Consider the following 17,374-nt stretch of genomic DNA (forward strand, 5'->3'; position numbering starts at 1 on the left):
TATCAAGTTACAATTTGACAAAAAGTTACCATGTAGAGGCGGCGTTTCGCCGCCCGTTTAATTTCACCGTATCCCTCGGGACGTCGAGAACGCCGTCCCCTACAGAGTATCATTCATCATTTTAACGTGTTCTTAGCTCTTAGTTCTTAGTTCTAATAACAAAAAAGCCGCAAGGAAAAATCCTCGCGGCTCTGCGCTTATGTAGTTGTACGAACTTCCCTTATATCATAGCTGAGTTCATAGCTGTCGTCAGAGCACTTGCTGTAGAAGCTGCTGACTATTCGGCTTGCAACAAGGTGTCCGCCCTCGTCATCTGCACCGATGAGAAGTATAACTACCCTGTCGTCTCCGCAGACCGACGACATATCTCCTCGTCTGAGGCATTTGCGCACCGATTCGGCAAGTATGCTCATTGTCTGACGTCTCTCGGCGCCTGTTGTATCGCCGATGTGGTCAAGCTTCATTACAAGCATCTGTGCATTCTTCTGTGTACGCTCAAGTACTCTCAGTACAAAGCGGAATATATTCGTGAAATCAACGGAGCGGACGCAGTATGCTCCCGAATCGCCGTCGTTTATCTCCATAATGCTGTCGATGTTCATCATGTGCTCTGAGCTCTCGCGCAAAGATACCGCCGCAATACCGCGAAGTCTGCGGATAAGCAGCTGTCCGCTGATAGGCAGTCTTACCACGTCGTCAAAGCCCATGCCCAGAAGTATCTCCTGATTCTCGCAGCTGCACTCTGATGTAACAGCCGCCACGGGGACATCTCTGAAGCGTTCATATGTCTGGATATCGGCGACGACCGTGCCTATGGCTCCGCCGCAGTATTCCTCCGACACAAGAAGTATGTCACATTGTTTAAGTCCGTTCACATCGGAAGCTATGGTGTACTCGAACTCTTCGCCTATGGTTTCTTCCCAGAATCCAGCCTTGTTAGGGCTGTCGATGATTCCTGCTATCATAGCTTCGCCTCCTCGTTCAAAAAAAGTTCATAAACTATTATAGCACAGAGGAGGAAAAGTTTCAAGTATCGGTTGCTACAAAAATTCGACACTTTTTTAGTCAAATAAACCAGAAATCACTCAGAAACTATGAAATGTAGGGGCTGATGCCCACATCAGCCCGTCAAAATGCATTTAATCTCAACGGGGCGATGTAGGCATCGCCCCCTACATTCTCAACTCTCAACTGAACCATAATTTTGCACAGCAAAATTATGGTTCGTCATCTATAAATTCCAGTATATCTCCCGGCTGACAGCCCAGCGTCTTGCAAATGGCGTTCAGTGTTGAAAAGCGTATAGCGCTGACCTTGCCTGTTTTGAGCTTTGAAAGATTAACATTGCTTACCCCAACACGTTCACTAAGCTCATTCAGGCTCATTTTTCGGTCAGCCATTACGCGGTCAAGTCTCAGAATTATGGACATATCCCCTCACCTCACAGAGTTTCGTCGGACTCGGTCTGCAAAAGACTGCCGTAGCGCATTATCTCCGCAAAGAACAGGAAAAGAACTGCTATGAATATGGAACCTGTGCCCATAACTCCTGTTTTCAGTATCCCGAGCTCACTGAGCTGAAAAAACGTAGGGAGCATGGCTTTTACGAGAAAAACGCCTGCTATACCTCTGACAGCCCATACATTACCGCGTGTAAAAGGTCTGCCGCTTCTGAATATCCTGAAGAAAATCAGTGCAGCGAGAATAAGTATTGCGGCATATAAACAATATGATACTATATTCTTAGCGAGGATATTTTTCATGTTTTCGCAGGATTTTGTATTATTATAATACCATACTCCTGCCGATACGCTTGAAATTGCTCCCAAAACCGATAATATCATTATCACAAGACTGCTGTTTTTTATTATTGATATATTTTTATTTATCATATTTATCTCTCCTTTGTTCTTACAAGGTCTCGTCAGAAAGCTTCTGCAAGTCCTTGCCGTAGCGGAATACCAGCGAAAATGCGTAGAGCACCAGTCCTGCGAACCAGAAAAGGTCTACCCTTATCTCCCTTGCCGCAATGAATATGCATATTATCTTCCCTATCTCAATTATTATCATGTAAGCGCCTAAATTCCGCAGCAAATTGCTTATTTTACGCGTAAACGGAGTTCTTCTCCTGCCCAGCTCGTTCAGCAGCATAAAAGCCGTGACAAAGCCTGCCACAACCGAAAAGAATATCGCCAGAAACGCCGCAAGATAAATGATATCGATTACCAGAATATTATGATGATCGATATGCAGGGTGTAGTCCTTTCGCACTTCCGAGCCCGAAAACATACCAAAGATATTCAGCGCTCCGTAAGCCACCATAGCTATGAGGCTTATGCGGCTTATCCGCTGTATTTTACGCGTAAGCTGTTTTTTATCCATAGACTCACGTCCTTTCTGCTCAGAGAGTTTCATCTGACTCCTTCTGCAATACCGTTCCGTAGCGGAATACCAGCGAGAATGCGTAGAGTACAAGTCCTGCCAGCCAGAGCATACCTATTTCTATTGTTTCTTCATACATATACATGAACAGTGCTTTTGAAACCTCGAAAACTATAAGGCTCACGCCCATATTTTTGATAGCACGGCTAATCTTTTCGGTAAAGGGCGAAGCTCCGCGGCTCATGCCGAAAAGAAGCTGCAAGCCAGCAACTATGGCTATAACAAGCGCTACTATCATGACGACACTTACAGGGAACCCCAAAACTGCGGCAAAATCTGAAACATCATCTAATCCGTTTTTTTCATAATCATTCCAGCCGTCTATAAAGCCCTGCTTAGCATCGGGAAACATGGCGTATGCTGCAATTCCGATATATGCTATCAATCCGACTACAGATATCCTGCTGATGTTTTTGATTTTAGAATTAAGTTTTTCGTTTTCCATAATGATTCTCCTTTTCTGTTTTTTCGTGGGAGCTCTCCCTGTCTGTGATTACATGATACCACGGCAGTTAATGTTTGTCAATGGTTTTTTATCGTTTATCGTTAAATATTGTATGTTTAAACATAAAAAGGCAGATTCTGGGAGTTCCCTGTTGTACAGTTTACACGATAAAAATTTATCGTTAAACATTAAATCTTGAATTTGGCACATCTGAATTTCTGGCATTTTTCACAGTTTTATTATAGACATCATCGCAGAAATGTGTTATAATATATGTAGGGAACGCCGCCCTCGGCGTTCCGCTTATATGAATTTGCAGGGGCGGATATTATCCGCCCGTTAAGGGACACCCATTGGGAGTCCGCCGACCAAAAACTATATGTAGGGGGGCGATGCCCACATCGCCCCGTTAAATAGCAAATAAAATCGGGCTGATGTGGGCATCAGCCCCTACATCGGAACGCCGAGGGCGGCGTTCCCTACACATCATTCAAATTCAGAAAAGCTGGATTTGAAAAGGAGGAAACCACATGAAAATGACTTTTATCGGTGCTACCCATGAAGTTACGGGCAGCTGTACCTATATAGAAGCCTGCGGCAAGAAGTTCCTTGTGGACTTCGGTATGCAGCAGGGCGAGGACATCTTCGAGAACGTGCAGGTACCTGTATCTCCGTCCAATATCGACTTCGTTCTCCTCACTCACGCACACATCGACCATTCGGGACTGCTTCCCCTGCTCTATGCAGGCGGATTTCAGGGCGAGATATACGCTACGGAGGCTACCTCCAATCTCTGCTCCGTAATGCTCCGAGACAGTGCGCACATTCAGGAATTTGAAGCGGAATGGCGAAGCCGTAAGGCTGCAAGACGCGGCGAGCCCGACTACGAGCCCCTCTACACTATGGACGACGCTATCGGAGCTATCGAGCTTTTCGTTCCCCACCGCTATGAGCAGGAATTTGAGGTATGCGAGGGCATAAAGGTGCTCTTCCGCGACGCAGGTCATCTTCTGGGCTCGTCAAGCATACTCCTCACCATAACCGAGAACGGCATTACCAAGACTATTGCTTTTTCGGGCGATATCGGCAACACCTATCAGCCCCTTATCCGCGACCCTCAGTACATCGAGGCTGCCGATTACGTGGTCATGGAGTCCACCTACGGAAACCGCATACACGACCGCCCTACGGACTACACAGCTTCTCTTGCCCGTGTTCTGCAGGAGACCTTTGACCGCGGCGGCAGTGTCATTATCCCCTCATTCGCAGTGGGCAGAACTCAGGAAATGCTCTACTTTATCCGTCATATCAAGTCCGAGGGACTTGTCTCAAGGCACGACGGCTTCCCTGTTTACGTTGACAGCCCTCTCGCCAACGAGGCTACGGAAATTTTCATCAGCAACCGCGAGAGCTGCTACGACGAGGAGGCTCTCTCCTTTGTCCGTCAGGGCATAAACCCTATCAGCTTCGACGACCTTATCAGGACTGTCAGCAGTGACGACTCCCGTGCTATAAACGACGATCCGCGCCCCAAGGTAATCATCTCCGCCAGCGGTATGTGCGAGGCAGGCCGTATCAAGCACCACCTCAAGCATAACCTCTGGAAAAAAGAGAACACCATTCTTTTCGTAGGTTATCAGGCAGGAAACACCCTCGGCAGAGCCCTTGTTGACGGTGCAAAGCGCGTAAAGCTATTCGGTGAAACTGTCAAGGTAGCCGCAAAGATAATGCAGCTCCCCGGTATCAGCGGTCACGCAGACATGAACGGTCTCCTTGCATGGGCTAAATCGATCAAGGGAGTACAGCGCTTTTTCATCAATCACGGCGAGGCAACAGGCTCAGAGAGCTTTGCACAGAGGCTCCGCGACGAGCTTGGCGCAGAGGTATACGTCCCCTACAGCGGTGCGGAGTTCGATATTGCCGAGAATGTGGTAACTATCGACGCCGAGCCTATCCCGATACCAAAGAAACGCAACAGCGCAAACTTCAGCATCACCTACAGCGACCTCGTTGCGGCTTCCGACCGCCTTGCGGCTCTTATCAGAGACTCCGACGGCAGGACAAACGCGGATATGCGCCAGCTCACCGAGGCTATCCACAAGCTCTGCGACGAGTGGAAATTACCGTAAATATGCACAAAAAAAGGACAGCTCAAAGCTGTCCTTTTTCTGAACAGGGCTTTTTTTGATTAGTTTGGAACTTTTTTAACAAATAATGGCTTGTCACATTCGGAACGGCGATGATATAATTAATTATAAACTTATATTCAGGAGGATATTTTATGAAAATAACAAAAATAGTCGCAGCAGCAATGGCACTCCTTATTACAGGCAGTTCACTGTCATATATACAGAAATATTCACCGAATACGGCAATTGCTGACAGCTCAGGCTATGTACCCTTATATGTGGAAGGCAGTCTCGGCTTTGCAATATATGACAACAAAACCGCAACAGTCGCTTATTGTAACAGCAAAGCTTCAGGGAAAATAGTTATCCCTTCTAAAGTAAAGGGCATTCCCGTAACCGGAATTGACAAAAAAGCATTTTTTGACAACGACGACATCACAACTGTTGTAATACCTGATACCGTTAAGATTATTGATTCATACGCTTTTGAAGGCTGTGCCAATCTTGAATATGTTGATTTTGGAAACAGTTTGGAAACTATAGGTGATTACGCCTTTAGCCGCTGTCTCTCCCTGAAAGAAGCGAATATGCCTGCCTCACTGAAAAGCTTGGGAACAGAAAGTTTTTCATCATGTAGCAGAATGAAAAAAGCAACAATAGGCGGCAGAGTAAAAAGGATAGAAGCAGCAGCTTTTTCAGGCTGTGACAGTCTGGAATCAGTATATATTCCCGATTCTGTACAGGAAATAGGAACATTGGCATTTTGGCTGTGCACAAGCTTAAAAAATATAACTATCCCCCAAAGTGTTACTCTTATGGAATATGCCGTTTTTGAAGATTGCCCGGACCTTAAGAGCATAAAAATAATGAACCCGAAATGTGAGATTATCCCCTATATATACAAGGATTCCGCATGGAAATACTGGACTCTTGGTAATCCCAAGAAAACGACAGTTATAGGCTACGCTAATTCTACAGCGGAAGAGTTCACAAACGAGTCAGGACATCGTTTCGTCGAGATCGGAGGTCTTGGCGATGTAAACGAAGACGGTCTTATAAATGCCATCGACGCTTCCGATATTCTTTCAGTCTATGCAAAGACAGCTACCAAGAAAACAAAGCCCACAAGCGACGAACTTTCCGACTGTGACGTAAACAAGGACGGCTCTGTGAACGCAGTTGACGCTTCATATGTTCTCTCATACTATGCGTATACGTCCACCAACAAGGACAAGGGCGACGACAAGCTTGACTTTGTTACATACGTCATGAATACCTGATATCATTGCGGCAGGAGTGCTCCCCTGCCGTATTTTTTTGTAAAAAAAGCTCTAAAAGCTACTAAAAACAGATTTGCCCTACCTATTTTTATGGCTTTTGACGAATATTGCCTGCTCCGCAAAAATTTCGGCTTTATATATTGACATATTTTGAACAAAGGAGTATAATTTATATTGTATTGCAAATACTTCTTATTTTTATAATATATAACTTGGAGGTTTTTAACATGAGCAGAGTTTACAACTTCAGTGCAGGTCCTGCTGTTCTCCCTGAGGAAGTTCTCAAGGAATGTGCAGAGGAAATGATGGATTACAAGGGCTGCGGTATGTCCGTTATGGAGATGTCCCACCGTTCAAAGGTTTATGATGAGATAATCAAGGAAGCAGAGAAGGATCTCCGCGACCTCATGAATATCCCTGACAACTACAAGGTGATCTTCGTACAGGGCGGCGCAAATCTTCAGTTCGCAGAGGTTCCTATGAACCTTATGAAGAAGGGCAAGGCTGCTTACATCATCACAGGTCAGTGGGCTAAGAAGGCTGCTGCTGAAGCTGAGAAGTACGGCGAGGTAGTAAGAGTCGCTTCTTCTGCTGACAAGACATTCTCTTATATCCCTGATTGCTCAGACCTTGATATTCCCGAAGATGTTGACTATGTTTACATCTGCGAGAACAACACTATCTACGGTACAAAGTTCTGGGAGCTCCCAAATACAAAGGGCCACGAGCTGGTTGCTGACGTAAGCTCATGCTTCCTTTCAGAGCCTGTTGACGTAAAGAAGTACGGCGTTATCTACGGCGGCGTTCAGAAGAACGTTGGTCCTGCAGGCGTTCAGATCATCATCGTTCGTGAGGATCTCATCGCTGACGGTCCTGCATTCAAGCAGACTCCTACAATGATGGACTGGAAGATACAGGCTGATAACGAGTCTCTCTACAATACACCTCCTACATATGGCATCTATGTATGCGGCAAGGTATTCAAGTGGATCAAGAAAATGGGCGGCCTTGAGGGCATGAAGGCTCACAACGAGAAGAAGGCTAAGATCCTCTATGATTTCCTCGACAGCAGCAAGATGTTCAAGGGCACAGTTGAAAAGAAGGACCGCTCACTCATGAACGTTCCGTTCATCACAGGCAATGATGAGCTTGACAAGAAGTTCATTGCTGAGTCAGATGCAGCAGGCTTCAAGAACCTCAAGGGCCACAGATCTGTCGGCGGTATGAGAGCTTCTATCTACAACGCTATGCCTATCGAAGGCGTTGAAAAGCTCGTTGCTTTCATGAAGAAGTTCGAGGAAGAGAATTCCTGAGATAATTTTTGATACTATATTGTAAAGGAGTTTTACTGAAATGTACAAGATTCAGACATTAAATAAGATATCAGCTATCGGCACAGATATTTTTGACAAGAGCAAGTACTCAGTAGCAGAAGATATCGCTAATCCTGACGCTATCATGGTTCGTTCAGCTAAAATGCACGATATGCAGTTCGGCGACAACCTTCTCGCTATCGCACGTGCAGGCGCAGGCGTAAACAATATCCCTGTTGAGCGCTGCGCACAGGAGGGTATCTGCGTATTCAATACTCCCGGCGCTAACTCAAACGCTGTTAAGGAGCTTGCTATCTGCGCACTTCTCCTTGCTTCAAGAAAGATAGTTGAGGCAGCTTCATGGGCAGCTTCACTCAAGGGCACACCTGACGCTCCAAAGACAGTTGAGGGCGGCAAGTCAAAGTTTGCAGGTCCTGAGATCGCAGGCAAGACACTGGGTATCATCGGTCTCGGCGCTATCGGCGGTAAGATCGCTAACGCTGCTGAGTCTCTCGGCATGAAGGTTATCGGCTACGATCCATTCCTTTCAGTAGGCGCTGCTCTTCACCTTGAGCCTTCCGTAAAGATAGTTTCCGATATCAACGAGATATACACAAACAGCGATTACATCACAATTCATATGCCTTACACTCCTCAGACAAAGAACACTATCGACGCTGAGCAGATAGCTATGATGAAGGACGGCGTTCGTCTTATCAACCTCGCAAGAGGCGAGCTCATCAACAGCGAAGCAGTAGTTAAGGCTATTGCTGAGGGCAAGGTTGCCAAGTACGTTACAGACTTTGCTGACGATGTAGTTCTCGGCGTTGAGAACGTTATCGTTCTCCCACATCTCGGCGCTTCAACTCCCGAGAGCGAGGACAACTGCGCTGTTATGGCTGCTGAGGAGCTCATCGAGTACATCGAGAACGGCAACATCAAGAACAGTGTAAATCTTCCTAATGCTTCAATGAACGCAGTAGGCACAAAGATCTGCATTATCCACAAGAACGTTCCTACAACTATCGCTTCTATCACTTCAGCAGTAGGCAACGAGGGCATCAACATCGAGAACATGGTAAACGCAAGCAAGAAGGACTTCGCTTACACAATGCTCGACGTAACAGGCGATGTACCTCCTACAGTTGAGGGCAAGATAAACGCAGTTGACGGCGTTATCAAGGTAAGAGTTATCAAGTAAGATATAAAAGTCAAGTCCCGAAGCGGTCATCAGATCACTTCGGGACTTTTTGTTATTTCATCATTTTTTCTTAAAGGTCCTCGGGAAACCAATATCCATCTGCAATGTCAGATCATCGCCTGATATGGTGTAATTATACTCAAATGCCAGACCGTATTCCTCTTCTTTGCACACTACCTTCTTGTTTGCTTCATCAATAGTGTATGTGCCTGACATATCAGCGTCTTTCGTTACGCCTTTTTCCGAGAATTTTCCGTTGGATTTAAAGGTTATGGTAGCGCCTTCGTCTCCTGTGCCTTCCCATGTACCGACAAGCTCGTTGCCGCCGCTTCCGCCTTCTCCTCCCGAACAGCCGATAAATACTCCCATAATAAGTAAGCATACCGCTGTGAGGACTGCCAATTTAAACACTTTTCTCATACCAGATCTCCCTTTCCGGATATTTTTATTCAATTATATCAGACAAACCACGATTTGTCAATAAAAATGCCATAATACTCCTGAATGTCCTCAGAAATATTATGGCTTGAATTTTTATCTCAGGTATTTGCTGAGCTTTGTTATTACTTTACTCTTGTAAGTGTCTCTGTAGACTTTGAATCCTTGAGCTCAAGTGTATCTCCGTCGACCTTGAACTCAGCTGTTGCCTCTTTGCCGTCGCCGCCGCTGAGGAAGCCTGAGAAGCCTGATACTGTCAGCTTCTTGCCCTTTGTCTCGTAAGTAAAGAGATTATTGAATACTACCTCGCTCTTTGAGCCGTCAAAGTCGATAGTGATATCAAGATTTGACTTGTCAAATGAAGAATCTCCCTGCTTCTCCATACCCTGAACGATGCTGTCGTAGAGGATACCGCTGTCAAGCGAGTACTTTCCGTCGTAGCCCTCGCCGCTCTCAAGCTTTGTCATGACAAGCATATCATTAGTCATTACTGAAACCTTAAGAGTCTTGCCTTCCTCCTTGATATAGTCCTTGGCAAGAACTGTGCCGCCTACATTGAGACCTTCGCTCTCAAAGTGGAGCAGGCTTGAAGTATCAAGATATACAGAACCCTTTCCGCCGTCTGTGAAGATGATTCCGCCTCCGTCAACGCTCTGGTCAGTGTTGCTGAGGTCGCTCATAGCCCACTTTCCGACGATCTTGTCTGCGCTCTTCTTTGCAGAGCTGCCGCATGAAGCGAGAGCACATACTGCAAGTGAGCATACTGTAACAGATGTAATTACCTTTTTCATAAATACCTCCAGTTAGATAAATTCCGTTCATCAGCTGAGCGGAAATATATAAATGAATAATACGATTTATCCTTCACCCCTGTCGTAAGCCTTCAAAGCTCCGACATTACACATTATATCACGTATTATTACACATTGCAAGCAATTCAGTAAAAAGTTATCGAAATGTAATCAAATGTCGCCGCAAAATAAGCAAAAGTAGTTCATTTGCACAGAAAAAAGCCGCTTTTATCCTTGACATCGCCCTGTATTAATGCTAAAATTAAGGCAGACATCAACGATTCGGAGGCATTTTTCATGAATAAGATACGTGCTTTTGCGGCAGCCGCCATGCTGCTGCTTGCCGTACCTGCGTCCGTATACGCAGACGGCAGTATCCCTATGGACTACAACAGCGACGGAGCTGTGAATATATTCGACATGGTAGAGGCTCGCAAGACTGTGACCTCTGCGGCGGAACTGAAAAGGCTCAGCAGCTTTATCCTCGGCAAGGGCGATATACAGCCCGATGAGGAAGGCTATACCCTCCTGTGGAGCGACGAGTTCGACGGCTCTGACCTTGATATGGACAAGTGGAGCTATGAGCTGGGCAACTGGAAACTTGATGACAGCGGCAACTATATCACAGGGGGCTGGGGCAACAACGAACAGGAGTTCTACACATCACAGAATACCACCGTCAAGAACGGAGTCCTCACTATTGCCGCAAAAAAGGAGCAATGGACAGACGAGAAGCAGGGCAGCTACGATTACACCTCCGCAAGAATAAGCACTCAGCACAAGTTTTCGGTATGCGGCGGAAAGATAGAAGTCAGGGCTCGCTGCGATTCGGGCAAGTCCCTCTGGCCTGCTATATGGATGCTCCCTGAGGACAGCGCCTACGGCGGCTGGGCTTCGTCAGGCGAAATAGACATCATGGAGGGCTGGGGCAGCACTCCCGAAAAGATATGCGGCACTGTACACTTCGGCGGCACATGGCCGAACAACAAGTACCTCACCAAGGATTACTTCTTCGCGGAAGGCGACAGCACCGAAAACTGGCATACCTACAGCATAGAATGGGAAAGCGGCGAGATACGCTGGTTCGTGGACGGAAAGCTCTACAGCACTCAGTCGGAGTGGTTCTCAGAGGGCTTCCAGTACCCTGCCCCCTTTGACCAGAACTTCTACATCATACTCAATCTTGCCGTGGGCGGCGCATTTGACGGTATTGACGGAGTTCACGCCGATCCGAGCATTTTTGCAAACGGCAGCAAGAACTTCGATATCGACTACGTCCGCGTATACAAAAAGGACGGCAGCGATTTCGTGCCGTCGGAGATGAGCTCCCTTGCGCTGGATAATTACATCGAAGGTGCAGATGCTGCTGTTACCAATAAGTCGGGCTGCACCACCGTCAATATCAAAAATGCAGGAGAGCTTGAATACGCAGTTATGGGACTTCTCCGCGGCAGAGAGGTCAAAGCAGGCGAAAAGCATACTCTCGAATTCGATGTCAGCTCCACAGCAGAGCGCAGTATGGTAGTCACCGTGGAGGACAGCTCATATACCCGTTATCTCGACGAAAAGCTGACTGTTACCCCCGAAAAGAAGCACTACAGCTTCGATGTGACATTCGCGCAGGATATGGCAGCGGATATAAAGTTCCAGCTTGGAAATATCGACGGAGCCTCCGCTATAGGCGCACATGAGGTCAATTTATACGATATTAAATGGTCATAATGTAAAACTCCCCGAAAGCTATTCTTTTGGGGAGTTTTTTCAGCTTAGCTGCTTTTATTCGTTTTTCTGAGGTTTTCTTTCATAGACATTGCCTGTCTGATCGTTCACCCATTTGAACTGAGGATAATCATCAAAAAGGTCATCACGCATATATAAATATATATGGCTTTCTTCTATACCTGTTTTACATATATAATGCACATAATTAACAGATTCTACCGGTAAATATCTTACTCCTTCAAGAGTTTTTTCATCGTATACTTCATCAAGCGCACAATATCCAATTATAAAATCAGGAAGCCCTTTTTCACGCCATTTTTCAAATACAGCCTCATAGTCTTCTTTATATTTATAATGCATATACAGATCATCAGGACAATCAACATTATAATTCATAAAAATATTCTTTTCAAAATATGGTTCTATCATTTCAGCTGCACCCATAATATAAGTATTATGCCTCTTTATAGGTTTATGTGCAGAAGGCAATTCAAATTTTTTGAATATATATGGATCAAACCCTTCTTCTTCATCAGAATCTTCATCTTTTTCATATTCAACTGACCATGCCACCATTATTTTAGTGTCTTCAAGATGATTATCCTTGATAGTTTTGGCAAGACAACTTAATCCAAAAGTCTCTTTTATATCCGATATCGAAGCAATACCGCTATATATTACAGGAGCCAAACATATGAGTAATCCTCCAACAAATACAAATTTTCTTACAAATGTCGAAGTGAGCTTAGAATTTATCTTCTTAATAAATTCAGGAACGGCTATTTTTCCCTCCTGTTCAATAATTATCCAGAAAATAAAGATATGATACAAAGCACTCATGCCCAAATGATGTAATGAAACATATTTGATTGACATAAAAGCCGACATAATAAAATATGGCAGAAAGAACGTAAAGAACTTTTTGTTTTTAGCGGCAAAAGCTGATAACCCAACCCACATTCCAAAGCCGAATATTCCTTCTATAATCTCTGAAGGCAAGGAAAAAGTACTGCTATTCATAACAATACCACTCCAACTCTCAAAAGGAATTATAAGGAATAATATATAACACAACCCGTTTTTTAATTTATCAATTAATGCACTATCATTTTCTATACCCAAGTAATAACAATCCTCAGCAGGTATTAGCATTATTATGAGCACAACAGCAAGTACAAGTATGAAGCAAAGTGAATAAAAACGCATATCCTTCCAGAAGAACTTCAGCTTCTTGTTTCGGATAAGCTCTGAGATTATTTCAAAGGTCCAGACTATACAAAGTCCGCCTGCCAGCATTATACCATAGGCAGAAACAAGGCACAGCAGCGACAATACAAGGATATAGCGCCACGGATGAGAATTTCTGTCCTTGTAGGTGACAGCCATGAGCATAAAAGCCACCATTGCCAGTGAATAGGGACGGCTCTGCACTCCGTACTGATAGAAGAAAAAAAATGTAAACGGCAGCAGATAGCGTACTATCTTAGGAAACGGCGAACGGAATATGAGCAGCGCCATAGCTGTAACACTGAAAACCGTGTTTATAGCCTTAAGGGTAAAGTCTACAGGTGCGCCGTTCTTGGCAAATACCGAAAGGAGCAGATGCCAGAGGGGAGGGTGTCCCTCATAATGTGGGATATATGTCAGTATCTCCTTATATGAGGCGCATCTTGCTATGAGCCACGCCTGTGTTTCATCGAACCACAGCTCATGGAATGAGGAAACAATTATTATGCCTGCCGTATACAGAAAAAGCACAAGAAGTCCTGTTTTCAGATCCTTTTTTTTGTTTTCCTGATTTGTTTTGCAGCTGAAAATATCTTTTATACTGCTCAAAGCCATTCCTCTTTTCCCCTAATTATTTATTCGTAATAAACTACAGCTATCACCGTTATATTGTCCTTGCTGCCGTTATCGAGAGCTTTTTTCACCAGAATATCCAGCCTTGCCTGCAAGGGCTTGGGCATTTCAAGTACCTCCTCGATATCAAGCACCGAAACATAATCCGAAAGTCCATCGGTGCAGAGCAGCAGCAGATCACCGTACTCCATGCCGCCCTCAAGCTTTACCGTATCTATCTGAGGAGCAGACTTTACATTGCCGAATACGGGAAAGATTATATTCCTGTGGACGTGGGTGCTGCGCTCCTCGCTGGTGATAGCGCCCTCGTCGATGAGGAGCTGTACCAGCGACTGGTCACGGGATATCTGTCTGATACGTCCGCCGCGGTAGCGGTAAAGACGTGAGTCCCCCACATTGAATGTGAGGAGATTATTGTTCTCATCTACGGCTATGCCGCAGAGAGTAGCCTGCATATTGTGTATTTCGGGATCGGACTCGCTGTACTCCGCAAGCTTTCGGTGTATAGCAAGAAGCTCCTCATCAAGCTTCATATCGCTGCTGTAGCCCATATCGCGGATAAGCTCCAGACACATCCTTGAAGCCAGCTCTCCCGAGCGCTCCCCCGACACTCCGTCGGAGACAGCCGCTATGAAAGGCACATCTACGTTTTTCTCGGCGGAACCCGAATCTATTACGCTGTCCTTGATGAGCAGGGCGTCCTCGTTATGGGGCATTATGCCCTTTTCTGTTACTCCGCAGCAGTAATACATTCGTTTTCCTCCTTTCGTTTTATATCTGTATTCCGTACATTGTCATGCCGTTCTGGCAGGTAATGTCGATAAGCTCCTGTGTGGTCATGCCCTTTATCTCAGCCGCCTTAGCCGCCGTATAAGCTATCATGGAGCTGTCACAGCGTTTTCCTCTGAAAGGCTCGGGAGCCATATAGGGGCAGTCCGTTTCCATGAGGAGCTTGTCCATAGGCACCTCAGCAAGGGCTTTCAGAGCCTTTTTTGCGTTCTTGAAGGTAAGAACTCCCGTGAATCCGATGTACATTCCAAGCTTCAGTATCTCCTTAGCGGTCTCGGCAGAGCCGCTGAAGCAGTGCACAACGCCCCTTGGACGGTATTCACGGAGTATCTCCACCGTGTCCTCAGCGGCGTCCCTGCTGTGGACTATAACTGGCATATCTATCTCATTTGCGAATGCGAGTTGTTCGCGGAAAAAGCGTATCTGCTTGTCACGGTCATAGCCGTCGTAGTGATAATCGAGACCTATCTCGCCCACCGCTTTTATCTTGCTGTTGGCGGATATCATCTCGCGGAGCCTGTCAAGGTAATCAGCAGGAGTCTCGTCAACGCACTCGGGGTGAACTCCTGCGGCGGCATAGATATAGCCGTATTTCTGCGAGAGAAGCGAATTCTCGGCAGAGTCATGCAGTCCCGAGGCTGCCAGCATCACAAGCTTTACGCCCTTTTCGGGGAGTTCTGCAAGGACCTGATCCCTGTCCTCGTCAAAGGCGCTGTCTGCGTAATGGGAATGTGTATCAAAAATGCCTGTCATTTCTTTTCCTTGTCGTCCTTTTTAGCCTTAGCGTCCTTATTTACCTTGAAATATGACTCTTTCAGGCTGTCGATGAAGGTGCTGCTTGGGATAAAGTCCTCGCCTGCGGGAGTACCGTCAAGTGAAAGCGGCACAGCGATAGCGCTGCCGTACTCGAACATATTCTTGATACCGTTTTTGCGGTTCTTATAGTCGGCAGCAGTAACATCGGAATCTACCATATTGATAACTATGCTGAAATTGTTGTCGAAGCTGTCGGCGATACGCTTTCCGTCGGACTGATTGACCATAGCCGAAAGAACAGCTGCGGCAGTGAATGCACGCTCGGACTCGCCGCCGTCGAACATAAGATAGTTTACGAAGGTCTCTATCTGGTCGCTGTTGAGGTACTGCTGGCTGCCGTCGTTCTTGAAGCCTGCTATATCGGCGTTTACAGGATAGGTAACGCCGCCGAAGATATCACAGACCTTCTGGAATGCCGCAGAATCGAACTTCATGTATTTGTCGACCTCGATATCGAATACCTTTTCAACAAATTCCTCAGCCGAAGCAGCTCCGCCGTTCTGATAATTCTCGATAATGCTCAGCTGCTGTCCGTCAACGAGAGCAATTGAATTCGAGGGAATGCCGATGAATACCAGCTGCTTTTTCAGTGGGATAGAGCGCATGAGCATGAATGTGGGAGGACTGTGCTTCTCGGGTACGTCGAGTATCAGGAGCATGGTGTGGTTGTCCTCTGCGGTTATCTGACCGCTGGTGCGCGGTACGGGCTCCGGTGGCTTCTCCACCTTGCCAAAGCCGAAATATCGGTAAATACCATAGGCAATTCCGCCGATGATGATAAGTCCGATGAATATTGTCATAAGGAACGGTAATGCAACGTGACCTGTTTTTTTATTAGCCATTTCTCTGGCTCCTTTCATTTTTACTTGTTAATGATTTATCGTTATATTTTTATCGTTCTCTGCTTTTTTATAAATCCCGAACTGATATAAACTGACCGTATAATACTTGTCCCGAAAATATCCGTCATAAAATGAATAAAAATTGTTTTCCAGAATGCAAGTTAAAAAATACTTGGCGGTGCTTCGACTATCCACAGAGTTTTCCACATTTTCCACATAACTGAATGGAGAGTGTATGTTTAAACAGCGGATTCAACAGCCTGTTGAAATAGAACGAGCGTTCATGTCAGAGCACTCCGAAAGTGCCGTTTTTTGGCTTAAAATAGCCATTCATCAAGTGCCGTGCTTTGGAGCTTTGTCCTGCTGCGGCTCTGCTTTTAACGGTATATCGCCGCTTTTCAACAATGTTGAAAAGAATGTTCGCCGAGAGTATTTTTCGCGTTTAAATAATTTTTAAAAACAAATATTTTGCCGCGTCTTGCTATTGCTGAAATATTGTGATATAATATTTAGTATGGCATTTCAAAGACATTTTCCATGAATACCAGCCTGCGGCGTATGCTTTCGATATCAGGTCCGCACTCGTCTATCAGGGCATATGCGTCCTCGAGACCGAATCGGCATATCGTTCTCCCCTGCCGTGTGGCATAGTTGAGAGTCTGGTACGTTCCCGACTTGAAAGAGCCCTCGTTAAAATAGGAAATGACCGCAGAAGCATGGTCTACCATGAAGTAGTTCCTGTCTCTGTACACATCAGGCGAGGTATTCTCCCCTGAGCCCTTTTTCCCGTAGATAACGTCAGGTTCTGTATTCGTGGTGAGAAGCACGTCCGCACCCTTTTCGACGTCGGCAAGAGTCTCCCTGTACTGAGGCGCAAAGCGCTCGGCATGGCGGAGATAAGGCATCACCCCGATAAGACGTATACTGGTGTCGGAGCGCTTCTTGGCAAGAATGTACTTTGCAGCCCAGAGGTCCGTACCCACAGCAAGTCCGCTGATGAAGCTGCGGTAGCCGCTCTCAACAGCCATATCTATATACCTGCACAGCATGAGCTGTACGGTGCGAAGAGTTATACTTCGGTATATTGGCTCGTTCCTGTAGGGTATAACACTGGTCTCTCGGTGTCCTGTAAAGCATACCGTATTATCAATATCACCGCTGAAGTCCTGAGCAGGAAGCACAGGGACTCCCGAATCGAGTGAGAAAAGCATAGTACACCTCGCTTTCCCAAAATATCATACATGAAAATTATAACATACATCATACTTTATTTCAAGACGTTTTTTGACTTGTAATTAAATTTTAAC

At 45.8% G+C, this 17,374-nt stretch carries 17 protein-coding genes; 5 read left to right on the top strand and 12 right to left on the bottom strand.

Annotated elements, in window-relative coordinates; all coding sequences use genetic code 11:
- Positions 1-197: 197 nt before the first annotated feature.
- The 5 genes from BT105_RS14265 to BT105_RS14285 all read right to left on the bottom strand — a co-directional run bounded on the left by BT105_RS14265 (position 198) and on the right by BT105_RS14285 (position 2,886).
- Entirely contained in the window at positions 198-965 is a 768-nt protein-coding gene (locus BT105_RS14265) for a response regulator (RefSeq protein WP_072301353.1), read from the bottom strand.
- Positions 966-1,217: 252 nt separating this feature from the next.
- The gene (locus tag BT105_RS14270) at positions 1,218-1,430 is read right to left on the bottom strand and encodes a helix-turn-helix domain-containing protein (RefSeq protein ID WP_028515372.1); all 213 of its coding nucleotides are present in this window, start codon (positions 1,428-1,430) and stop codon (positions 1,218-1,220) included.
- A gap of 11 nt (positions 1,431-1,441) precedes the next feature.
- Positions 1,442-1,891 (bottom strand): DUF2975 domain-containing protein, encoded by a 450-nt coding sequence (locus tag BT105_RS14275; RefSeq protein WP_072301354.1) that lies wholly within the window; start codon positions 1,889-1,891, stop codon positions 1,442-1,444.
- A 19-nt stretch (positions 1,892-1,910) separates the two neighbouring features.
- Positions 1,911-2,381 carry a hypothetical protein gene (locus BT105_RS14280; RefSeq protein WP_143186614.1) on the bottom strand — a complete coding sequence of 157 codons (471 nt, stop codon included), beginning with the start codon at positions 2,379-2,381 and terminating at the stop codon, positions 1,911-1,913.
- A gap of 19 nt (positions 2,382-2,400) precedes the next feature.
- Positions 2,401-2,886: a DUF2975 domain-containing protein gene (locus BT105_RS14285; protein ID WP_072301356.1), complete on the bottom strand. Its 486-nt coding sequence runs from the start codon at positions 2,884-2,886 to the stop codon at positions 2,401-2,403.
- Between the two features lie 530 nt (positions 2,887-3,416).
- Between BT105_RS14285 and BT105_RS14290 the strand changes: the two genes are divergently transcribed.
- The 4 genes from BT105_RS14290 (at position 3,417) to BT105_RS14305 (ending at position 8,809) form a co-directional block, all read left to right on the top strand.
- Complete coding sequence (locus tag BT105_RS14290; RefSeq protein ID WP_072301357.1) at positions 3,417-5,015, top strand: MBL fold metallo-hydrolase RNA specificity domain-containing protein; 1,599 nt, start codon at positions 3,417-3,419, stop codon at positions 5,013-5,015.
- 152 nt (positions 5,016-5,167) lie between these two features.
- Positions 5,168-6,295 carry a leucine-rich repeat protein gene (locus BT105_RS14295; RefSeq protein WP_072301358.1) on the top strand — a complete coding sequence of 376 codons (1,128 nt, stop codon included), beginning with the start codon at positions 5,168-5,170 and terminating at the stop codon, positions 6,293-6,295.
- A 227-nt stretch (positions 6,296-6,522) separates the two neighbouring features.
- Positions 6,523-7,608, top strand: coding sequence for a 3-phosphoserine/phosphohydroxythreonine transaminase (gene serC, locus BT105_RS14300; protein WP_028515367.1), 1,086 nt, complete (start codon positions 6,523-6,525; stop codon positions 7,606-7,608).
- Between the two features lie 40 nt (positions 7,609-7,648).
- On the top strand, positions 7,649-8,809 hold the full coding sequence (locus BT105_RS14305; protein WP_028515366.1) for a 3-phosphoglycerate dehydrogenase family protein: 1,161 nt from the start codon (positions 7,649-7,651) through the stop codon (positions 8,807-8,809).
- Between the two features lie 60 nt (positions 8,810-8,869).
- Here the strand turns inward: BT105_RS14305 and BT105_RS14310 are convergent, their stop codons facing one another.
- Both BT105_RS14310 and BT105_RS14315 read right to left on the bottom strand, forming a co-directional pair.
- Complete coding sequence (locus BT105_RS14310; protein ID WP_072301359.1) at positions 8,870-9,229, bottom strand: DUF5640 domain-containing protein; 360 nt, start codon at positions 9,227-9,229, stop codon at positions 8,870-8,872.
- A 143-nt stretch (positions 9,230-9,372) separates the two neighbouring features.
- Entirely contained in the window at positions 9,373-10,038 is a 666-nt protein-coding gene (locus BT105_RS14315) for a hypothetical protein (protein ID WP_072301360.1), read from the bottom strand.
- 297 nt (positions 10,039-10,335) lie between these two features.
- Here BT105_RS14315 and BT105_RS14320 point away from each other — a divergent pair, with 297 nt between their 5' ends.
- Entirely contained in the window at positions 10,336-11,760 is a 1,425-nt protein-coding gene (locus BT105_RS14320; RefSeq protein WP_072301361.1) for a glycoside hydrolase family 16 protein, read from the top strand.
- A gap of 54 nt (positions 11,761-11,814) precedes the next feature.
- On the opposite strand, the gene BT105_RS14325 is transcribed toward BT105_RS14320, so the two are convergent.
- The 5 genes from BT105_RS14325 to BT105_RS14350 all read right to left on the bottom strand — a co-directional run bounded on the left by BT105_RS14325 (position 11,815) and on the right by BT105_RS14350 (position 17,278).
- Positions 11,815-13,602: a hypothetical protein gene (locus BT105_RS14325; RefSeq protein ID WP_072301362.1), complete on the bottom strand. Its 1,788-nt coding sequence runs from the start codon at positions 13,600-13,602 to the stop codon at positions 11,815-11,817.
- 20 nt (positions 13,603-13,622) lie between these two features.
- Positions 13,623-14,372, bottom strand: coding sequence for a PP2C family protein-serine/threonine phosphatase (locus tag BT105_RS14330; RefSeq protein WP_072301363.1), 750 nt, complete (start codon positions 14,370-14,372; stop codon positions 13,623-13,625).
- A gap of 19 nt (positions 14,373-14,391) precedes the next feature.
- Positions 14,392-15,162, bottom strand: a complete 771-nt coding sequence (locus BT105_RS14335) for a TatD family hydrolase (protein ID WP_072301364.1) — start codon at positions 15,160-15,162, stop codon at positions 14,392-14,394.
- Positions 15,159-16,067, bottom strand: coding sequence for an LCP family glycopolymer transferase (locus tag BT105_RS14340; protein WP_072301365.1), 909 nt, complete (start codon positions 16,065-16,067; stop codon positions 15,159-15,161). The genes BT105_RS14335 and BT105_RS14340 overlap by 4 nt, the downstream gene beginning before the upstream one ends.
- Positions 16,068-16,576: 509 nt before the next feature.
- Positions 16,577-17,278, bottom strand: coding sequence for an SLOG family protein (locus BT105_RS14350; protein ID WP_072301367.1), 702 nt, complete (start codon positions 17,276-17,278; stop codon positions 16,577-16,579).
- Positions 17,279-17,374: the final 96 nt, after the last annotated feature.

It is taken from the genome of Ruminococcus flavefaciens (genome assembly GCF_900119075.1).
Lineage (GTDB): Bacteria > Bacillota > Clostridia > Oscillospirales > Ruminococcaceae > Ruminococcus > Ruminococcus flavefaciens_Q.